Below are 21,723 nucleotides of genomic sequence, written 5' to 3'. Positions count from 1 at the left end.
GTGGTAGTATAAGGTAGATAAGGTGTTAAGAGGGAGGTATACTATGTTTTTTGTTGCAAAAGAAAAAATGAAAGCGATTACTACAGTGGACGTTGATGAAAGTGAAGAAGTTTTTCGATTTACCTTAAATAACCTTAAGGAACCCATTCTATTTTTAAAAAGACAAAATCACATATTTGCCTATGTAATGCTTGATAACCACAAAAAAGAGAATGCTTCGATCGAAACTTTGATTGAGCAATCGAAATCAATAGAAAGCATATGCCATCTTAGCGACCAGATTTCCTTGCCTGTATTGTTTCAAATTATTGGTGAACCATTTGCCATCATTAGAGGGGAGGACGGTAAGCCAGCAGGTTTTATTCAAAGAGAAGATGTACTTGCCGAGCTTTTTAAACAGGAAAATAAAAGTGTCGATTTACTTAAAGTTATTCTGACCTCGATTCCCATGGGGATTTTTGTATTAGACAAAGAAAAACGAATTATTAATTATAATGAAGCCGGTTTAAAAATGATTAGGAGCACGGCAGAAAAGGTTATAAATCTCCCAGCTGAAAAAATTTTTAGCAGTTCTCATTTGGATAAGGTATTTGCAACAGGAAAGACACTTCTTAATCATCTAGTAATCAAGAATGAAATCGGGATTCTCGTCGATTATAGTCCGATTTTAAACTATGATAATGAAGTCGATGGCATCATCATTGTTGCCCAGGATTTGCCCATGGTCGAAGAAATGGCAATGGAAATTGAATATATTAAGGACTTAAATAAGGACCTGCATGCGATTTTGTCTAGTATATATGATGAAATCCTCGTGGTGAATAACAAAGGGGAACTAATCAGGTTCAGTGAAAACATCATTCGAGATTTCTGGAAAGTAGATTTGAAAGAACTCATTGGCAAGAATATTCTTGAACTTGAGGATCAAGGGCTGTTTACACCTTCGGTCACAAGACTTGTTTTAGAAAAAGGAAAGAAGGTCTCTGTTGTTCAAGAGACCAAATCCGGAAGAAAAATTCTTGCAGTAGGAAATCCGGTCTATAATGAAAAGAATGAACTCGACCGGATTATTATTGCATCGCGCGATATTACCGAAACAACACGACTAAAAAGTGAACTGCAGGAAATTAGAAAGATATCCGAACAATATAAGAAGGAATTAGATGATTTTAAAAGTAAGGACCGCTTTTTGAAAAAGCTCATTTATTGTAGTCCGAAAATGGAGAAGATTATCAATCAAGCGAAGAAAATTGCTGATTTTTCCTCGACCGTCCTCCTTCACGGAGAATCTGGAGTTGGTAAAGAAGTAATTGCTCAAGCAATCCATCAATTAGGCAGGCGCTCGACTATGCCGTTTCTTAAATTAAATTGCGGGGCTATCCCGGAAAATTTACTCGAAAGTGAACTATTCGGTTATGCCAAAGGGTCTTTTACCGGAGCTGATAAGAATGGAAAAGAAGGCTACTTTAAACAGGCTGATGGCGGAATTTTGTTTCTAGACGAAATAGGTGAAATGCCTATTCATTTGCAGGTGAAGCTATTACGTGTATTGCAGGAGCAGGAAGTTATTCCGATTGGAAGTACCACGCCAATTAGGATTAATGTGCAGATTATCGCAGCTACCAATAAAAAATTAGAAAAAATGGTTGATGACGGTAATTTCCGCGAAGATTTATATTATCGCTTAAATGTCATTCCAATTCACATTCCCCCATTAAGAGAACGGACGGAGGATATTTCTCTGCTCGCATTTCATTTCTTGCAGCAATTAAATGAGAAATACGAGCGGAATTATCATCTCACACCTGATGCTATTAATGTACTAGAGTTTTATCCATGGCCGGGTAACGTCAGGGAACTTCAAAACATTATTGAAAGATTAGTAGTTACTGCCGACCATCCGGCAATTGATGCTGAGTTCGTCAGCCAATTTTTATCGTTAGGTTATGAACATAAAAAGATGAAGCCCGTTATTTCGAGGGTCATTCCCTTACAGGAGGCCATCGATCATGTGGAAGAACAGTTGATTGTGATGGCGATGAACCAATACAAAACAACAACTAAAGCAGCAAAGGCTTTAGGAATCAGCCAATCATCTGTTAGTAGAAAATATCAAAAAATATTAACCGAGAAAAATCTTAAAATCGAAAACTTATCTTCCCTTTAATGAAAAGCTGTTTTAGATCTCAAGGATCTGAGGCAGCTTTTTTTAATTGTCCAGCTCATACGCCGCTAAACGGGCGCTTCCGTTTTTTTATTATGCACAGAATAATAGGGTTATGCAAAATTGAATAGAATTTATTCGTATATTTTGAGAGAAACCTATTTTGCTACCTTTAAAGCATTGGCACGCTTCTTGCAATAAAGTTAGTGAGGGTGAATAAAGGAGGAATTTAAATGGTCGATGTAAAAAACCGAGTTGTAAACCTGAAGATGTTTATTGATGGTGAGTGGAAGGATGCCGAAAATCAAGAAACACGCCCAGTAATTAATCCTGCAACTGGTGAGGTTATTTCATATGCACCTGAAGGAACGACTGCTGATGCTCGTACTGCAATTTATGCAGCACGGAGAGCGTTTGAAGAAGGTGTTTGGTCCGGGATTTCTGCTCAGGAACGAGCCTCATATTTATTAAAAATTGCAGACAAAATTGATGAATATGCCGATGAATTAACCCAGTTGGAAACAATGGATAACGGGAAACCATTAAGAGAAGCAGGCTTTGATGTCGGGGATGCAGCCGCCTGTTTCCGCTATTATGCCGGCCTGATTACAAAACCTGATGGACAGACCTACCATGTCGCCGATCCTATGCAGGCTATGGTTGTCCGCGAGCCGGTGGGGGTTTGTGGCTTAATTGTTCCGTGGAACTATCCGCTGTTAATGAGTGTTTGGAAAATTGCTCCTGCCTTAGCCGCAGGAAATACAATTGTCTTTAAGCCGTCCGAAGTGACACCAGTTACCCCGAAAAAGCTTTTTGAAATTTTTGAAGAAGTGGGTTTGCCAAAAGGAGTAGCTAATATGGTAATGGGTGCTGGAGCGGTTGTTGGAAATGAAATCGCTTCCCACCCTGAGGTTGATATGATTTCGTTTACCGGCGGTACGAAAACGGGCAAGCACATTATGAAAACAGCAGCTGATACGATGAAAAAAGTTTCATTAGAATTAGGCGGTAAATCGCCCAATATCATTTTTGCTGATGCTGATTTTGAAACGGCAGTCGATTATGCCTTATTTGGTATCTTTGCAGGGTCTGGTCAAGTCTGTTCAGCTGGTTCAAGGATCCTTGTCGAAGAAAGCATCTATGATCAATTCGTCCAACGTTTTGTCGAACGAGCTAAGCAAATTCAAGTAGGACCAGGAAATACATCTGGAACAGAGATGGGTCCGCTTGTCAGTCAGGAACACTTAGAAAAAGTTCTTTCATATATTGAAATAGGAAAACAGGAAGGTGCGACAGTTGCTTGCGGAGGAAAGCGGATTGTTAGCAACGGGTTAGAAAAAGGTTATTTTGTTGAACCCACCGTTTTTGTCGATGTGAACCAAGAAATGAGAATTGTCCAAGAGGAAATCTTCGGTCCTGTTGTTGTGATTCAGAAGTTCAAGGACGAAGCAGAAGCTATAAAACTTGCAAATGGTACGGTATATGGGTTAGCCGGTGGTGTGTTTACCAATAATGGAGCAAAGGGCTTGCGGGTCATTAAAAAGCTGCGTGCAGGGATTACTTGGGTAAATTCCTACCATCCCACTTATAACGAAGCACCATGGGGAGGCTATAAGCAAAGTGGGATTGGGCGCAGCCTTGGAACGTTTGGGCTTGAAGAATTTCAAGAAATAAAACAGATTAATATCAATTTACAGGTTGAGCCGGTTGGCTGGTTTTCTAAATAATTCACTAGTAGGAGGAATATAAATTATGAGTATCGATTTAGAACGAGAATTAAAAAGTGAGCAAAATAAAAATGTAAGTGAATATATTAATAAGGTTCTAAGTTTAATAGAAAAAGAGGAAATTAACGAAGCGGAAGCAGCTTGGATTACGAAAGAAACCGTTGACGGCTTCCGTGAGCACGTCAACCCAGGCTTCCTAGAATACCGCAAAACAGTTACTGAAGGCGGCCAATTTGCGGCAGTGGAATGGTCTGATAATGGATCATGCTTTAAGGATGTTAATGGTAAGGAATACATTGATTGTCTTGGCGGCTTTGGCATCTATAATGTGGGTCATCGAAATCCTAAGGTGGTTAAGGCGGTAACTGACCAATTAAAACGTCAGGCGCTTCATAGTCAGGATTTGCTGGACCCGCTTCGTGCGATGTTAGCAAAAATCTTAGCTGATATCACTCCAGGCGATTTAAAGTATGCCTTTTTTACAAACAGCGGGACAGAAAGTGTGGAAGCAGCCTTAAAGCTTGCGAAAATGTACAGTGAGCGGACAACATTTATTTCTACTACTCGTGCATTCCACGGGAAAAGTTTAGGCTCATTGTCAGGAACGGCGAAAGGGATGTTCCGTAAACCATTCTTACCGTTAATACCAGGCTTCCGTCATGTGCCTTTTGGTGATATTGACATGATGAGAAAAACGTTTGAGGTCTGCGCTGCCGTTGGTGAAGATGTGGCTGCTGTTCTTTTAGAGCCGATTCAAGGCGAAGGAGGAATTATCCTTCCACCGGAAAACTATTTAAAACAAGTTCGTGAGCTTTGTGATCAATATGGATCCTTGCTTATTTTTGACGAAGTGCAAACGGGAATGGGACGGACTGGAAAGATGTTTGCGGCTGAATTGTATGAAGTTGTTCCGGATATTATCTGTTTGGCAAAAGCATTTGGCGGTGGCGTGATGCCAGCTGGTGCTGTTGTAGCTACAGAAAATGTCTTTAATAGCTGGTTTGATAATCCGTTTATGCATACAACAACCTTTGGTGGCAATCCGTTAGCCTGTGCGGCAGCGATTGCGACAATTGGCGTATTAATTGAAGAGAAACTACCAGAAAGAGCTGCGGAAGTTGGAGCCTATTTCCTTGAAGAACTGAAAAAAGCAGCAAAAGGCCATGAAGATAAGGTTCAAGAGATCCGTGGTCAAGGCTTAATGATTGGCATTGAATTCCATCAAGATGAAATCGGCTACGACGTCTCAAAAGGAATGTTTGATAGAGGGGTTCTTGTAGCAGGGACCTTGATCAACTCGAAAACCATCCGCATCGAGCCGGCTCTGACAATTAGTTATGATGAAGTCGATAAAGTGGTCAGCACCTTCAAAGAAGTTTTAGTACAAATAAATGCATAAAGATTTTTTATAATAAGGGGGGAGCAAGGTAGTGGAAAAGAAATATGTCAAGCTCCAAACAGAGATACCTGGGCCGAAATCGAAGGAAATATTGGAGCAGAGAAATAAATATGTCCCAAAAGGAATCAGTAATAACTGCCATGCCTTTGTTAAAAAAGCACAAGGAGCCCTGGTAGAAGATATGGACGGTAATTGTTATATTGATTTTGCCGGCGCCATTGGGACGATAAACGTTGGGCATTCCCATCCTAGAGTGGTTAGAGCACTTCAGGAACAAGCAAGTCAATTTATCCACACTGGCTTTAATGTGATGATGTACGAATCGTATATTACTTTAGCCGAACGGCTTTGCATGCTTGCCCCTGGTGAATTTGACAAACAGGCTGCCTTTTTTAACAGTGGAGCGGAAGCTGTTGAAAACGCTGTAAAGATTGCTAGGAAATATACAAAGCGTCAAGGAATCATTTCGTTTACTAGGGGGTTCCATGGTCGCACGTTAATGACAATGACGATGACGAGTAAAGTGAAGCCTTATAAGTTTGGCTTTGGACCATTTGCTCCAGAAGTTTACAAGGCGCCATATCCCTATGTGTACCGCCGTCCCGAAGGAATGAATGAGCAGCAATATAGCGCTATGATTATCGAGCAATTTGAACAGTTTTTATTGGCAGAAGTCGCTCCTGAAACGATTGCTGCTGTCGTGATGGAACCTGTTCAAGGGGAAGGCGGTTTTATCGTGCCAGACACCGCCTTTGTTAAACGGGTGAGAGAAATCTGCACCCAGTATGGCATCTTGTTTATTGCCGATGAAATCCAAACAGGGTTCGCACGGACAGGAAAATATTTTGCGATTGATCATTTCGAAGTGGTTCCTGATTTAATTACCATTTCGAAATCAATGGGGGCCGGTGTTCCGATTAGCGGCGTGATTGGCAGGGCAGAAATTATGAGTACTCCAGAAGTTGGAGAAATCGGCGGAACATACGCTGGCAGTCCGCTCGGATGCAGGGCTGCACTGACAGTTTTAGATATTATTGAAAGTGAGCAACTTAATGACCGGGCTCGAAAAATTGGGGACCGAGTAATAGAAAAGATGCAGCATCTTGCTGATCGGTTCGAAGGTATTGGGGATGTGCGCGGACTGGGTGCGATGTGTGCGATGGAAATTGTGCAGGACAGACAATCGAAAACTCCTGATAAAGACGCGACTGGGAAAATTGTTAAAGCTGCAGGCGAACGTGGTTTGATGTTACTTAGCGCGGGGCTTTACAGCAATGTTATTCGCCTTCTTATGCCCATAACAATCACAGATGACCAACTTGAAGAAGGATTGCAAATTCTTGAGGAAGCTATGGAAGCAGTTTATCATAATGATCCTGCCTTATCAGTTGGAGGGGAATAAAAAATGGATAAAGTTAAGCAAAATTATCAAATCTATCCGATGTATCTTAATGGAGAATGGGTTGGCAATGATTATGAGGTTTTAACTGATATTATCAATCCGGCAACAAAGGAAGTTATCGGTGCTGTGCCAACAGGAGGTGCTTATGAAGCAGAAAAAGCTGTTGATGCTGCCCATAAAGCCTTCAAAATCTGGTCAAAGAAAACAGCGGATGAGCGGTACCAACTATTGATGAAATGGTTTTATTTAATAGAAGAGAACAAGCAAGAAATTGCTCGGATTATGACAATTGAGCAAGGGAAACCACTGAAAGAAGCTCTTGGAGAGGTTCAATATGCCAATGGCTTCATCTCTTGGTATGCGGAAGAGGGAAAACGAGTATACGGTGAAACGATTCCAGCTTCCCACCCTAATAAAAGAATACTAGTTAGAAAAGAACCAGTCGGTGTGATTGCAGCGATTACCCCTTGGAACTTCCCAGCGGCAATGATTACGAGAAAAGTAGCACCAGCCCTTGCAGCAGGCTGTACCGCTGTTGTAAAGCCGGCAAACCAAACACCGCTTACAGCATTAAAAATGGCTGAGCTTGCCCATGAAGCAGGTATCCCTGCCGGTGTATTAAACGTGATAACTGGGAGGTCCTCAGAAATTGGAGAAGTATGGCTGAAGGACCCACGCGTGACGAAAATTACCTTTACAGGATCGACAGAGGTTGGAAAAACATTGATGCGCGGGGCGGCGGAAACTGTCAAAAAGGTTTCACTTGAGCTTGGCGGGAATGCTCCATTTATCGTTATGGATGATGCTAATTTAGCGAAAGCCGCTGAAGGCCTTGTCCAATCGAAATTTCGCAATGCAGGTCAGACTTGTATTTGTACTAACCGAGTATTTGTGCAAGAAGAGATAGCAGACAAATTTATTAAGCTATTTCAAACAGAATTAGAAAAGCTTAAGGTCGGCAACGGATTGGAAGAGGGAACTGATATTGGCCCATTAATAGATCTAGCCGCTTATAATAAAGTAGAAGGCTTGGTCAAGGAGGCAGTTAGTAAGGGAGGAAAAGTCACTTATACCGGACTCAAACCTGCAGTAGACAACGGCTATTTCTATGCCCCAACTATACTGACTAATATTAACGATGATATGGAATGTATGAAAGATGAGATCTTTGGCCCACTGGCTCCCATTTCAACTTTTAAAACGGAAGAGGAAGTCATTGAACGGGCAAATAATTCCTGTTACGGATTAGCTGCCTATGTGTATACAGAAAATTTAAGCCGTTCGTTTAGAATTACGGAACAGCTGGAGTACGGAATCATTGGTCTGAATGATGCGCTGCCTTCCGTCGTTCAAGCGCCATTCGGCGGCTTTAAAGAGAGCGGCCTTGGACGTGAAGGTGGTCATTATGGGATTGAAGAGTTTTTAGAAGTAAAATATATTTCGATTGGTTTGGATTTATAGCAGTCATTTTTTCTTCGTGAGAAACCTCGACTAAAAGCTACAATCATGCAAGGGGAGTATGCGCTCGGGTATCGCGAGGACAAACCATTAAGTAGAATGCTACCAGCTTGGCCGTTTGAAGAAAGTTTAATTAAAGGTAAATCTATTTTAATAGGAACAAGCCGTGCATTTTGAGAACCTCATACACGACTTGTTCTTTTTATTTTAATTTGATGAAATTTAAGATTATTATCAGTTTTATTAAACAATTTACTTCAAATTGATTGTCCTGCTGTGTTACGATAGCGTATAAAAGCAAACTGGGAAATGAGGGTGGGGTAAGTGATTAAAACAATTTTGTTTGACGTAGATGGGGTACTTTTAAGCGAGGAGCATTATTTTGATGCTTCCGCCTTAACCGTTTGGGAGATGTTGATTAGCTGTAATTACTTGGGACTTGAACCAGAGCAGTTTATAACTGATTATAGTGAAGATGAAATCAAGGAAATAAGAGAGTTAGTATTTGAAAACGATAAAGTTCTCAAGTTTATGAAATCACGCGGCTTAAACGCCAACTGGGACATGATCTATCTATCATTCTGCCACCAACTTATCCACCTGTTGTCACAAATTAAGGATACTGAATTTGAGAAAATCACTAAATGGTGTCAGGCACCAATCACCAGAGAAACATTATTGGAGATTGGCAGGGTGTTGAGTAATTATCGTGTAAAGATGAATTTCAGTTTGTTTGTGGAAGAGTTTTCACGCTCAGAAGCAACGAAGCAGGAATTGTTTAGTTATTTGAATGAGTTGGCGAAGGAGAAGCTTGGGGTCGAAACTTCTATTTTTAAAAAGGGAGAACTTTGGTCTGTTTGTGAGCATGTATCCCAAGAATGGTATGTGGGGGATGAACATGTTCTTGCCTCTACGGGAAGACCCTCGGTTCAAAAGGGGAAAAAGGGCTTTCTTTCAAATGAAACCACATTAGCTCCGAGGCAGGAAATTGATGAGTTATTTAAATTCTTAAATTCATCAGGTTTCACGATTGGAATCGGGACAGGCAGACCTGAATTAGAAACAATTCAGCCGTTCCAGCATTTAGATTGGTTAAAGCATTTTGAAGTGAATCGGATCGTCACCGCTGATGAAGTACTAATGGCGGAAAAAGAGCTGCCCGAAAGGAAGTCGCTGTCGAAGCCGCATCCATTTACATATATCATGGGACTTCTCGGAAAAGAAGCATCGATTCAGGATTGTTTAAATACGCGTTTGCCGCTTGAAAATGCGGAGACAGTTCTAGTGGTTGGCGACTCATTGGCGGATTTGTTAGCGGCTAAACAACTGGGCTGCCCGTTTGCTGCGGTGTTAACTGGTCTGTCAGGAAAAGATGCGAGAAGTGATTTTGAAAAGCATGAAGCAGAATATATTCTTGATACGGTGCTCGATTTGAAAGGGATATTATAGGTGCAAAAAAGAGGGATTGCTTAATCGCAATCCCTCTTCCCCTGTCTAGATACTTTCTACTTTTTCTATTTCCATACTTCCCGGTTCAAAAGAATCCACATTTGATAACTCCAAGACTTGTGCTTCCTCTAGTCCATCAATTAATTTTAAGGCGTGAATGACATTAGCATTTAATGTCTTATCCAGGGTTAAAACCATGATAGCTTCGCCGCCGACCTCTGTTCGACCAACCTGCATTGTTCCAATATTAATTTGGTGATCACCCAATAGAGAACCGACCTTACCGACCATCCCTGGTACGTCACGATGCTTAATATATAACAGGTATTTTTCTGGTTTGACATCAATCCGGTATTGATTGATTTTTAGAATTCTAGCTCCGTAGCCGTTTAAGACCGTAGCACCGATTTTGGCCGTCTCAAAATTATTGGTAACACTCAGTTCCATATAATTTGCAAAGCCTTTATTCGAAGCATTTTTTACAACGTTATAGGAAACTCCTTGTTCCTTCAACAGGTGAAGAGCATTAATTAAATTGACCGAATCGCTTAAATGATAAGATAGGACACCTTTAAGCATTGTTCGGGTTAACAATTCTGTATCTTCATCGATTAATTCGCCATAATAATTAATTTCAATTTTAGTAGGTGCCTGCTTGTTTAATAATTGAATGACAAGCTGCCCCATTTGATCACCAAGCAGTAAGTATGGCTGCAGTTTCGCCTGTGTTTCTCCTGACATTTGCGGCATATTAACCGCGTTTTGAATGGATTGAGATTCGAAAATCTCAATGATTTCTGCACTTACCTCTTGGGCAACTTTTTCTTGAGCTTCAACCGTGGAAGCCCCTAGATGCGGTGTTACAATAATATTTGGATTTTGCAGTAATTCTGGGTCGGCAACAGGCTCTTTTTCAAAAACATCAAGGGCTGCTCCAGCCACATGCCCTGTCTGAATGGCTCTAACTAGTGCCTTTTCGTCGATAACACCGCCGCGCGCACAATTAACAAAACGGACCCCTTTTTTGGTTTTTCGCAAATAGTCATCATTAATAAGTCCTCTTGTGTCATTGGTTAGAGGTGTATGAATCGTAATAAAATCTGATTCTTGAGCAATTAAATCGAGACTGGCTTTTGTCATGCCCAGTTTCTTTGCGCGCTCTTCAGTTAGATAGGGATCAAACCCTAAAATGTTCATCCCAAAGCTTTTTGCTCGTTTCGCCACTTCAGTTCCAATTTTACCCATGCCAATTACGCCAAGTGTTTTCTTATATAATTCCACCCCTTTAAAGGAGTTACGGTCCCATTCGCCGGAGGTCGTTTTCTGATGGGCTTGGGGAATTTTTCTTGCTAATGATAACATCATTGCCAAGGTATGCTCCGTTGCTGCAATTGTATTAGCACCAGGTGCATTGATGACAATAATCCCTTTTCTAGTTGCCGCATTCACATCTATGTTATCGACACCGACACCTGCTCTAGCGATCACACGGAGACGGCCAGCTGCTTTGAGCAGTTCTTCACTTACTTTCGTTTGGCTCCGGACAATAAGAGCATCGTATTGGCCAATGATGGTTTTTAATTCGTCTGTCGGAAGTGTTGGCTGTCGGTCCACCGTAAAATTAGGATGATCTAATAAGCTTTTCAACCCCGTATTGCTAATACCATCGGTAACAAGGACTTTAAACATTTTTGAATCCTCCTTTAATTTCTAATAAAAAACGTCCCTCATAACAGACAGAATTGTCTTGTTATGAGGGACGTGAATAAACGCGTGGTGCCACCCTCTTTTGCTGCAAAATAAAAGCAGCCTCAACAAGTTAACGGTTTCAACCGGGCACCGCCTACTAAAACTTTCGGCGGCCAGTTCAGAAGGGCTGGGCATCTTAAGAAAATTGCACTGGTTCGCAGCAAGCACCAGCTCTCTGAAGCATTTTCTTAATACCGTCTTCGTCATCACTTTTCATTTATGGAAGATATCTAAAAGATTGAAATTTCAAAAAATAACTGAATATAGTGATTATTCTACAACCATACCTTCAATCTTGTAAAGGGATAAAAAAGAAAAAATATTTCAAATTTTTGTGAAAAATTTTGCTCAATAAAAGTAATCCCTTTATAATACGGTAGTAAGCGGTTATATTGTAATTGCTAGAAACAAACCTATTGTAAAAAAATAAAGAGAATCATATAATGTCTACAACAGAGAAACAAATGTATGTCTTGAGTGGACAAAAAATGGGAGGGTAAAACATGAAAGCAATCTCGATTGGGTTATTGGGTTTAGGCACTGTAGGTTGTGGGGTAGTAAAAATTATTGAAAAAAATCAAGATAAATTAATCCACCAGGTGGGCTGCCCGGTTGTAATAAAAAAGATACTTGTCCAAGATGTACATAAAATTAGACCAGTTGAAATAGATGCTAAGGTTTTAACCTCAAACACGGAAGAAATCCTTTTCGATAAGGAAATTGATGTTGTAATCGAGGTAATGGGCGGAGTGCAAGATACAAAAGATTATTTAATCACTGCTCTTCGTCAAGGTAAGCATGTTGTTACTGCGAATAAGGATCTAATGGCCTTGCATGGTTCGGAACTGTTAACCGTAGCTTCTGAACACGGCTGTGATTTGTTTTATGAGGCAAGTGTTGCCGGAGGTATCCCAATTCTGCGAGGATTAGTCGATGGGCTTGCCTCTGACCGAATTAAGCAGCTGATGGGAATTGTAAATGGAACAACCAATTATATATTAACCAAAATGAGCGACGAAGGCCGTTCCTATGAAGAGGTCCTCAAGGAAGCACAGAATCTTGGGTTTGCTGAAGCAGATCCTACCTCGGATGTAGAAGGACTAGATGCCGCCCGTAAAATGACAATCTTAGCGACATTAGGCTTTTCGATGCATATTGATTTGGAAGATGTTCAGGTATTCGGTATTTCGAAGGTAACCGATGAAGATTTGCGCTATGGAAAACAATTAGGATATACGATGAAACTAATTGGCTATGCCCATCGTGAAGGGGAAAAAGTCGAGGTAAGTGTGGCCCCTACTTTCTTATCAAATAATCATCCACTTGCTTCGGTACAAAATGAATACAATGCTGTTTACGTTTATGGTGAATCGGTTGGTGAAACTATGTTTTATGGACCAGGTGCTGGAAGCTTGCCAACTGCAACCGCAATTGTTTCGGACTTAGTCGCGGTAATCAAAAATCTAAGGCTTGGGGTAAATGGACGAAGTGCTGTGACACCTCAATATCCAAAGCAATTAAAAGATAATGGGGAGAAATACTCTAAATATTTCTTAAGGATTCATGTGAAAGATGAGGTTGGTGTTTTCGCTGATATCACCACCATCTTTGCAAAATATGGAGTCAGCTTTGAAAAGATCTTACAGCTGCCTGTTAAGAAAAATGAAACATCAGAAATTGTTTTAGTAACACATCGAGCATCATTAACTAATTATGATCAAATTTTACAAGAATTAAATGATCTCAAGGCAGTTAAGGAAATAAAAAGTGCGTATCGGGTAGTGAGGAAATCGTTATAAGCTGGCCAGGATTATTAGAAGAATATATACGAGTAAGCCAATCCCATTATCAAATGATGAAAAGGCAGTGACTGAACATATTCGAGGAGTTGTCTATAGTGACATTAAATGATCGTTTTACCATCAAAGTACCTGCAAGTACAGCAAATCTAGGTCCAGGGTTTGATTCAATGGGACTAGCTGTTGATTTGTATTTGACGTTAGAGGTGGAGGAGAGCCAAAAGTGGGATATTCGGTCTGCTTGTGATGAATTGAAATCCCTCCCAACGGATGAGACCCATTTTATCTGTCAGATTGCTATTAAAACGGCATCTAACTATGGCATCGGATTACAGCCTTGCAAAATAAAAGTCGAAAGTGATATACCGCTAGCACGTGGGCTTGGTTCAAGTGCTGCAGCGATAGTTGCGGGGATTGAACTAGCGGATACGGTAGGAAAGCTAGGTCTAACCCAGCAAGAAAAGCTGCTAATCGCAACAGAGATTGAGGGTCATCCAGATAATGTGGGTGCTTCTCTTTTCGGTGGACTAGTCATCGGCTCATATAAACAAAATGAAGTAGATATACTAAGCTTTTCTAATATTACTTTTGAGATGGTAGCAGTTATTCCAGATGAGATCCTCTTAACAAAGGACTCACGCGGGGTGCTTCCAGCAGCTTTTTCCCGTGAAGAAGCGATTCAAGCTTCTTCTACTGCTAATCTTTTGGTAGCGGCCCTATTAACTCAAAACTGGGAGATGGCAGGGAAAATGATGGAGCAGGACCTTTTTCACCAACCCTACCGAAAACCATTGATTAACTTCTATCAAGAAATAGTAGATATCGCTAAATCAAATGGTGCATTCGGAGTGGCACTAAGCGGTGCAGGACCAACTGTTCTTTGTTTTACGGAGAAGGGAAAAGGAAACCAGCTCGCACAAGGAATCCAAAGTGCATTTTCAACTATGTCAGCGAAGATACTAAATATAGATTATAGTGGAAGCAGGGTTAATATGGTGGAGAGATTTATTAAATAATCTCTCCACTTTTATTTTCATCCGTTCGAAGGTATTGCTCAAACTCCTCTGTGTTTAACGGTTTGCTGAATAAATAGCCCTGCATTTGAATGCAATTTTTCGATAGTAAAAAATCTCTTTGATACTCTTTTTCGACGCCCTCTGCGATTACATTGAGATGGAGACTGCGAGCAAGGTTAATAATCGCCTCTGGGATCTCTGAATTTGCATAATCTTCATGGATATCTTGAATGAATGATTTATCAATTTTCAAGGTATCGATTGGTAAATTTCTCAAATAGCTTAAGGAAGAATATCCTGTTCCAAAATCATCAATCGAAATAGCAATGCCCATGCTTTTAAGCAATTTAAGTGATTGAATAATTTCCGTTGAATTATTCAAGAGAATGCTTTCGGTAATTTCTATTTCAAAATTATTAGAACCCAATTGACTTTCCTTCAGAATCTCTGTGACATGTTTTACCATGCTAAAAGGTTCATGAAATTGATGGGCCGAGAAATTAACTGAAACTGAAATCGGGTTAGGACGGTTACGATTCCACTTGCACACCTGATGACAAGCTTCCTTCATAACAAATTCCCATAAAGGATGGATTAAGCCAATATCTTCAGCAATCGGAATAAACAGTTCGGGTGAGACAAATCCGAGTTCATCATCATTCCATCTTAATAGTGCCTCAGCTCCATAAATTTTACCGGAATCAACAGTAACCTTCGGTTGATAATAAACTTCTACCTTGCCATTTTCAATGGCCTTCCGTAACTTAGCTTCAAGTTTTGGTCTTTCAATGTTCGACTCTATTAATTTCTCGGTATAAACGATGACTTTGTTACCACCTTGCTTTTTCGCAGAGTACATTGCAACGTCAGCATAAACAACGAGCGCTTCCATATTTTTTGTATGCTCTGGAAATAAGCTAATACCGCAGCTTGCACTGAGATAAATTTCGTTGCCATCTAATAGATAGGTTTTTTTAAGAGTATTGACAACTTTTTCTGCTGTAGCTTTTGTTCCTGAGAGGTCAAGATTCATTAGCAAAATAATAAATTCATCACCGCCTTGTCTAGTAATGATACTATTGTTACTAGGCAAACACGCAGTAATCCGCTCGGCAACGATTTTCAGTATTTCATCCCCTTTGTTATGTCCAAAAGAGTCATTCACCTGTTTAAAACGATCCAAATCAATGAATAAAACCGAAACCGTTTCACCGGTTTCTTTTGCGTGTTCGATAGTAGGTTTTAATTTTTCTGAAAAATATCTTCTGTTTGACAAACCAGTTAATGGATCATGATATGCCTGGTATTCAATTAATTCTTTGCTCTTATTCAAATCATTCACATAGTTCTGCAAATCATTAGATAAGGCATTCACATTTTCCGTAAGCAGGCCTAATTCATCTTTTCGTTTTAAGTGTAATTTATTATTAAAGTTACCTTGTGCAATTTCATTCACTTGCTCAACGATATAACCGATTGGCTGTGTAATCGAACGGGAAAAAATCAAACTGATAATAAATACGATAATCATAATAAAGAAGGAAAGTAAAATATGAACAAAAAATTCATGAGTGAGTTCTTCCTCAATGAGCCCATAATTATAAACAAGGCCGATGACAAATGGTTCAGAGGGTGTGGAGAAAACCGGTACAAAGGTTTTCATTATATCTTTACCATTAAGATCATCCCTGTAGGATTGCACTTGTTTTGAATTTATCGCCTGTTTAATAAATTTTGCATCAACTTGATAGTTTTTATATCTATATGATCCGTACCATACTGGTTTGGCAGAAATACGAATATAACTATTACCGTTTAAAGTGACAACTTCTTTCTTTTTACCGAAGTTCTTTGGATTGAACACTGTCAATTCTAAGATGCCTCGTTCATTTGTAAAACCTTTTATTACTTCCCCAGGTCCAAATCGTCGTTCATACTCTAATACTTCATTGTCACGAAAATAAGGATTGATAATATAGTTGGTCGTGCCATCAAAATAATAGCCCCATTTATCCGTATGCTTGGGATTGGAAGAAGCAATCTCAATCGGCCCAGACCAAAAGTAAGGCAAGGTTAAACCTTTTCCAACAGAAACAGGCGTTAACGCAAACAATTGGTGAAATGCATCATACCAATATCCCCATCCCTTGGTAGACATATTAATTTCCTTATGGTCTGATGACCGAACACCAATAATATCATCTGCAGTTTTCGCTAACAGGGTTATATGCGATACCCTTACTTCTTGGGCAAGTTTCTTTAGTTGCTCATTTGTAATATCATGATAGTTAGGTGGCAGTGCATGTTTTATCGCTAACGATGCTGTCCTTAATTCTCTGGCATGAATATCTTCAACATACAATGTGCCTTCTCTTATATTCTCAACTTGGAATGACACTTCCTGAGTGATCATTTCAATTTCTCTTTCATTAGTTTCGAGCAGCTGGTTTTTTGAACGAATATAATGAAAGGCATTATTGGTTAATAAAATCAAAAAAACCAACAAGCAAAAAATCAATGGCATCTTTTTTTTGATGGACAATGACGCAACACTCCAATTAAACTGTGACCCACCCATTTTTATAGGGGAGGAGTCACAGCAATTTGTTATAACTTCACTACCAAACAGGATTTTAACCTTTCAAACCTTCCAACCATTCTTTATAACATTCATCACAAAGTGATTCATTTCTTTCCTGGTTTGAGGATACAAATGAGACATAGTGCAACTGTCTTTCTTCAATCTCAGTGGTACAATAAAAACATTTTTCAGGCATAGAAATCCTCCTCTAGTTATACTTATTTCTATAGTTTTTTCCATTATTTATTTTTATTACATAGAAAAAATCCCCACTTATGTTTAAATTAACAATTGATTGTGTTTTCCTTCCTACTCGTACACTTATTACTCCCAATATGGTAAAATAGTGTAAATATTGCGAAAATGGAAAGGGGGACGATCATTTGAATCTGCCGATCATTCAAACAAAGCTGCGCATTCCAGTTGTAAAAGATGACTTTATCAGAAGGGCTAAGCTCACTCAGAAAATGAAGAGAATCCCTGAATACCCTTTGACCCTTATTCATTCTGGGGCTGGTTTTGGGAAAAGTACGGCACTTGCTTTATTTATGAGGGATGAAAAAATTCCAGGCTGCTGGTACTCCATTTCATCGATCGATGATGATATCCTGCCTTTTCTCACCTATATCATCCATTCCATTCGCGGAATTACTCCTGACTTTGGAACCGAACTAGTTACATACATCGAATCAATGGATCGTTATATTCGCGATGAGGAATTAGGTGTTTTGTGTTCCCTGTTTATTAATGAAATCCTATTGATAAATGAAGAGATTACTTTAATCCTCGATGACTTCCATCAAATTGAACATTCCTATGCCATCAATAGCTGGATTGAAAAATTACTTGAACACATCCCTGCCAATTTTCATTTAGTTATTTCAAGCCGGAGCTGTCCAGGATGGAAGCATCTGACGAAAATGAAGGTCTGTGGGCAATTATTAGAGATTACAAGAGATGACCTCGTCCTTACGATTGAAGAAATGGAACTGTTATTAACAGATCTTTACGGATTAGAAGTTGAATCGCAACACCTCCAAACCATCTACCAAATGACAGAAGGCTGGGTTATAGCTTTGTGCATGATTGCCACTCAGATTCCACTAAAGAATGATATATCTGAGCTTTTTGAACACTCTTCGCATTCCCTTCAAGACTTTTTTCAGTATTTAGTAATGGAAGTCTTTTCAAAGCAGCCCCTAATTATCCAGCAGTTTCTAGAACAAACTTCAATCTTTGAAGAGATGGAGGAAGAAATATGTGATGAGGTAATTGGGATTCATGGAGCCTCCAGTATGCTTGAACAGCTAAAAGATCGAAATTTATTTATCCAAAAGATTGGATTAACCCACTACCGTTATCATTCCTTATTTAAAGAGTTTCTCGAAAATGTTTTTCAAAAAAATAACCCGGGAAACTATGCTAGCCTCCACGAAAAATGTGCTCGTTTTTATGAGAAAAGGAAACTGTGGGAGGCAGCACTCCATCATTATAAAAAAATCAATCACTATCAAGCGATTGCCTCCATCTTACAATTGAATGGCTTAACGATGCTTGAAAGCGGAAAATTGGAAAGCTTATTTGATCAGTTAACGATGATACCTGATTCGAATATGGATGTTTATTACCATCTTTGGTATTTAAAAGCAGAAGTCCATCGCTATCGTTCCCACTATACAGAGGCAGAGGATTGTTATAATCGGACCTATTCTATGGCAGAAAAAAGGCAAGATTATCTTGGGATGAGTCAAGCATTAGAAGGGAAAGCCAAAATTTATCTAGATACAATTCAGCCGCAGCATGCTGAGAGGTATTTATATGAGGCAATAACCTATCGAGAAAAAACCAATGGTTCAGTTGAGGAAAAGGGTAAACTTTATCAATTGCTATCGGAGAATCTGCTAAACTCGGGTAAATCATCAGAGGCAGAAAAATGGATCAAAAAGACACAGGAATCGAAGTCTTCAAGTCCGGACGGAAATTTACAAGCAAGATTGTATTTAAGAACCGGGCGTTTTGATGAGGCGAAGAAATTGCTTTATCTGTTTCAAGAGGAAAAGAGCGGGGCTAAGGTTACGTCCCTGCCGCAAGCACACCGTGAAACCAATTTATTACTATCATTAATTGAAGCGTTTACGGGCGAGGGGTTAAAGGCAAAAGAACTTGCTCAAGCGGGAATTCAGCAAGGAATAAGCCTAAAGGCCCCATTTGTTGAGGCTTGTGGCTGGATCCGCATGGGTCATTCCGTACAGATTCTAAATAAATATGAATTAAACTTAGCTGAAAACTGCTACCAGACTGCTTTAGAAATTATGGATCAATTGAATGTCGACAGAGGGAAAGCGGAACCACTAATGGGTCTCTGTATTTTATATGGAACGAGTGGAGAACTCCAACGGGCCTTAGATGCAGGCGAAAAAGCTCTTCAAGAGACAGAGAAAGTCCATGATGTCTGGCTTTCTGCTTTAATTACTCTTTGCATGGGGATCGCCTGTATTTATAACCAACGGCTACCTAAGGCCCATCTATTTTTAGAAAAAGCCAATTCTTTATTCGAGCAATGTGAAGATTCATTTGGGCTGATGTTAAGCAATTTCTGGTTTTCCTATATTTTTTATTTACAGAAAGAAACAGATTTATTTATGAAAACGATGACTGAATTCTTACGTTCCGTCCAAGATCACGATTTTGAATTCTTTTTTCAGAAGAGATCTGTATTTAGTCCAAAGGATTTGCAAGTGTTTGTACCTTTGTTAATTGAATGCAGGAAAGTGGAAATTCAAAAACCATATGTCGAGAAAATACTTCGGGAAATGGGAGTGGCAATGTTTGATGCACATCCTGGTTATACAATTCGGGTTCAAACTCTTGGTCAGTTCAAACTATGGCTCGGTGAGAAGGAAGTTAGGGAGAAGGATTGGCAAAGAGAAAAAGCCAAGGAGTTGTTTCAGTTATTAATTACAGTAAGTGAATCGATTGCCAAGGATGAAATCATTCAGATCCTTTGGCCCTATCAAGATAAAAAAAGTGCGGACCGTGATTTTAAAGTGGCCTTAAATAGTCTGCAAAATGTGCTGGAACCATTACGGAAGGCGAGAGCTGCACCATTTTTTATAATAAGGGAAGGCTTGTTCTATGGGCTAAATCCGAATGCTGTGATTGAATTAGATACGATCCAATTTCAAACATGGATTCTAGAAGGATTACAAGAATCTGATCCTGATAAAGTCATTAACTTTTTAGAAAAGGGCTTGCAACTTTATCAAGGAGAATACTTACCTGACCGCCGTTATGATGATTGGTGTATTAACAAAAGAGAGAGCATGCTCGTTTATTTTTTACGAGGGGCCGAGAAAATGGCCCAGTTAATGGTTCGCAAGGAAAATTACGAGACGGCTATATTCTGGTGTGAAAAAATCCTTGAACGCGACCGAACATGGGAAGAAGCGTATCGTTTGCTTATGTATTGTTATTACCGGAAAAATAACCGTCCTCAAGCGATGAAATGGTATCAAAAATGTACAGAAGTATTAGAGGAAGAACTAGGAGTAACTCCGTTAGAACCGACCAAACATATGTATCAGATGATCATTGAATCAGAAAAAGTCATACATCCAATGAAGCAGCCTTAATAAGAGGCTGCCTCTATTTTTGTAACTAGTTTGTAACTTTCATCTCCTATCATAAAATCAAAGCTATGCCATTTTGATATTAAACATTTTAAGGGGGAAAAAGAGTGAAGGGTAAAAGAGGGAAATGGGCAATTTTAGGTTTACTTATTTTTGTGATGATGTTTGCCAATGCATGCAGCTCAGATCAATCATCATCAGACTCGAAAGACAATGGTGGTTCGGAAAATAAAGATCCAATCAAAATTGGCGTGCTTGCCTCCAAAACTGGGGCTTTAGAAGCCTATGGAAAACAAACCTTAAGAGGCTTTGAGCTAGGCCTTGATTATGCAACCGAAGGTAAATTGGAGGTTGCTGGAAGAAAAATCGAATTCATTGTGGAAGATACAGAAACGAAGCCGGAAGTAGCCGTGCAAAAAGCAACAAAGCTGTTAGAGGAAGATAAGGTAGATTTCCTTGTTGGATCCTCCAGTTCTGCGGATACCTTGGCCGTCTTACCGCTCGCTGAAGAATATCAAAAGATCATGGTGGTTGAACCTGCAGCTGCTGATAGCATTACAGGTTCAGAGTTTAATAAGTATATGTTCCATTCAGCACGTAACTCTTCTCAAGATGCCGTAGCAGGTGCTGCCGCGATTGCAAAAAAAGGAGTGAAAATAGCAACACTTGCTCCGGATTATTCGTTTGGTCGTGATGGCGTTGCTGCCTTTAAAGAAGCGGCCCAAAAGCTGGGTGCTGAAATCGTGAAGGAAGAATATGCGGATCCAGCAGCGACAGATTTTACTTCTAATATTCAAAAAATCGTTGACGCAAAACCTGATTACTTATTTGTGGTATGGGCCGGAGCAAACTCCCCTTGGAAACAGTTGTCTGATATGAAGGTTCAAGAAAAAGGAATCAAAATTTCGACTGGGGCCCCGGATATTGCTGCTTTATCAACAATGGAGCCGTTGATTGGGATGGAAGGTTTTACTGTTTATTATCATGACCTGCCGACAAATAAAATTAACGACTGGCTCGTAGCGGAACATAAGAAGAGATTTAACAACGAAGTTCCTGATTTATTTACCCCAGGGGGGATGAGTGCTGCTATTTCGATTGTAGAGGCATTGAAGAAAACGGAAGGTTCTGCAGATGCTGATAAATTAATCGAAACGATGGAAGGTATGAGCTTTGAAACACCGAAAGGAAAGATGACTTACCGACCAGAGGATCACCAGGCACTGCAAACCTTGTATGCAATTAAGCTAGAGAAGAAAGATGGTGTTCCATACCCTGTCCCAGTACTGATCAGGGAGCTATCTCCTGAAGAAACTGCACCGCCAATTCGGAATAAATAAGTTAAAGTGA

At 39.8% G+C, this 21,723-nt stretch carries 12 protein-coding genes and 1 other annotated feature; of the genes, 10 read left to right on the top strand and 2 right to left on the bottom strand.

Features of this window, described 5'->3' with window-relative positions:
• Positions 1–43: 43 nt before the first annotated feature.
• From AB7942_RS27455 to AB7942_RS27430, 6 genes are all read left to right on the top strand, one after another.
• Positions 44–2,167 carry a sigma 54-interacting transcriptional regulator gene (locus AB7942_RS27455; protein ID WP_369449306.1) on the top strand — a complete coding sequence of 708 codons (2,124 nt, stop codon included), beginning with the start codon at positions 44–46 and terminating at the stop codon, positions 2,165–2,167.
• A gap of 230 nt (positions 2,168–2,397) precedes the next feature.
• Positions 2,398–3,891, top strand: a complete 1,494-nt coding sequence (locus AB7942_RS27450; RefSeq protein ID WP_369449305.1) for an aldehyde dehydrogenase family protein — start codon at positions 2,398–2,400, stop codon at positions 3,889–3,891.
• A 25-nt stretch (positions 3,892–3,916) separates the two neighbouring features.
• Complete coding sequence (locus AB7942_RS27445; protein WP_369449304.1) at positions 3,917–5,290, top strand: putrescine aminotransferase; 1,374 nt, start codon at positions 3,917–3,919, stop codon at positions 5,288–5,290.
• A 31-nt stretch (positions 5,291–5,321) separates the two neighbouring features.
• On the top strand, positions 5,322–6,692 hold the full coding sequence (gabT, locus tag AB7942_RS27440) for a 4-aminobutyrate--2-oxoglutarate transaminase (RefSeq protein ID WP_369449303.1): 1,371 nt from the start codon (positions 5,322–5,324) through the stop codon (positions 6,690–6,692).
• 39 nt (positions 6,693–6,731) lie between these two features.
• Complete coding sequence (locus tag AB7942_RS27435; RefSeq protein WP_369449313.1) at positions 6,732–8,153, top strand: NAD-dependent succinate-semialdehyde dehydrogenase; 1,422 nt, start codon at positions 6,732–6,734, stop codon at positions 8,151–8,153.
• 321 nt (positions 8,154–8,474) lie between these two features.
• Positions 8,475–9,599: an HAD family hydrolase gene (locus AB7942_RS27430; protein ID WP_369449302.1), complete on the top strand. Its 1,125-nt coding sequence runs from the start codon at positions 8,475–8,477 to the stop codon at positions 9,597–9,599.
• 45 nt (positions 9,600–9,644) lie between these two features.
• Here AB7942_RS27430 and serA read toward each other — a convergent pair whose 3' ends face one another.
• Positions 9,645–11,288, bottom strand: a complete 1,644-nt coding sequence (gene serA, locus AB7942_RS27425; protein ID WP_369449301.1) for a phosphoglycerate dehydrogenase — start codon at positions 11,286–11,288, stop codon at positions 9,645–9,647.
• Positions 11,289–11,351: 63 nt separating this feature from the next.
• Positions 11,352–11,564, bottom strand: a binding site (T-box leader).
• Positions 11,565–11,851: 287 nt separating this feature from the next.
• Between serA and AB7942_RS27420 the strand changes: the two genes are divergently transcribed.
• Positions 11,852–13,147 (top strand): homoserine dehydrogenase, encoded by a 1,296-nt coding sequence (locus AB7942_RS27420; protein ID WP_369449300.1) that lies wholly within the window; start codon positions 11,852–11,854, stop codon positions 13,145–13,147.
• Positions 13,148–13,245: 98 nt separating this feature from the next.
• On the top strand, positions 13,246–14,163 hold the full coding sequence (gene thrB, locus AB7942_RS27415; RefSeq protein WP_369449299.1) for a homoserine kinase: 918 nt from the start codon (positions 13,246–13,248) through the stop codon (positions 14,161–14,163).
• Here the strand turns inward: thrB and AB7942_RS27410 are convergent.
• Positions 14,156–16,705, bottom strand: coding sequence for an EAL domain-containing protein (locus AB7942_RS27410; RefSeq protein WP_369449298.1), 2,550 nt, complete (start codon positions 16,703–16,705; stop codon positions 14,156–14,158). The two genes, thrB and AB7942_RS27410, sit on opposite strands and share 8 nt — an antisense overlap.
• Positions 16,706–17,127: 422 nt before the next feature.
• On the opposite strand from AB7942_RS27410, the gene AB7942_RS27405 reads away from it, so the two are divergent.
• Both AB7942_RS27405 and AB7942_RS27400 read left to right on the top strand, forming a co-directional pair.
• On the top strand, positions 17,128–20,376 hold the full coding sequence (locus AB7942_RS27405; RefSeq protein ID WP_369449297.1) for a winged helix-turn-helix domain-containing protein: 3,249 nt from the start codon (positions 17,128–17,130) through the stop codon (positions 20,374–20,376).
• 155 nt (positions 20,377–20,531) lie between these two features.
• Complete coding sequence (locus tag AB7942_RS27400) at positions 20,532–21,713, top strand: substrate-binding domain-containing protein (RefSeq protein WP_369449312.1); 1,182 nt, start codon at positions 20,532–20,534, stop codon at positions 21,711–21,713.
• The last annotated feature ends 10 nt before the right edge of the window (positions 21,714–21,723 follow it).

The sequence above is a fragment of the Neobacillus sp. BF23-41 genome, assembly GCF_041106275.1.
Note: the sequence above shows the minus strand (reverse complement) of the source record. Positions and strands in the feature narration are given on the sequence as shown.

Coding starts and splice junctions, on each gene's coding strand:
- AB7942_RS27450 (WP_369449305.1), top strand. CDS start 2,398: ATGGTCGATGTAAAAAACCGAGTTGTAAACCTGAAGATGTTTATTGAT.
- AB7942_RS27420 (WP_369449300.1), top strand. CDS start 11,852: ATGAAAGCAATCTCGATTGGGTTATTGGGTTTAGGCACTGTAGGTTGT.
- serA (WP_369449301.1), bottom strand. CDS start 11,288: ATGTTTAAAGTCCTTGTTACCGATGGTATTAGCAATACGGGGTTGAAA.
- AB7942_RS27445 (WP_369449304.1), top strand. CDS start 3,917: ATGAGTATCGATTTAGAACGAGAATTAAAAAGTGAGCAAAATAAAAAT.
- AB7942_RS27435 (WP_369449313.1), top strand. CDS start 6,732: ATGTATCTTAATGGAGAATGGGTTGGCAATGATTATGAGGTTTTAACT.
- AB7942_RS27455 (WP_369449306.1), top strand. CDS start 44: ATGTTTTTTGTTGCAAAAGAAAAAATGAAAGCGATTACTACAGTGGAC.
- AB7942_RS27400 (WP_369449312.1), top strand. CDS start 20,532: ATGATGTTTGCCAATGCATGCAGCTCAGATCAATCATCATCAGACTCG.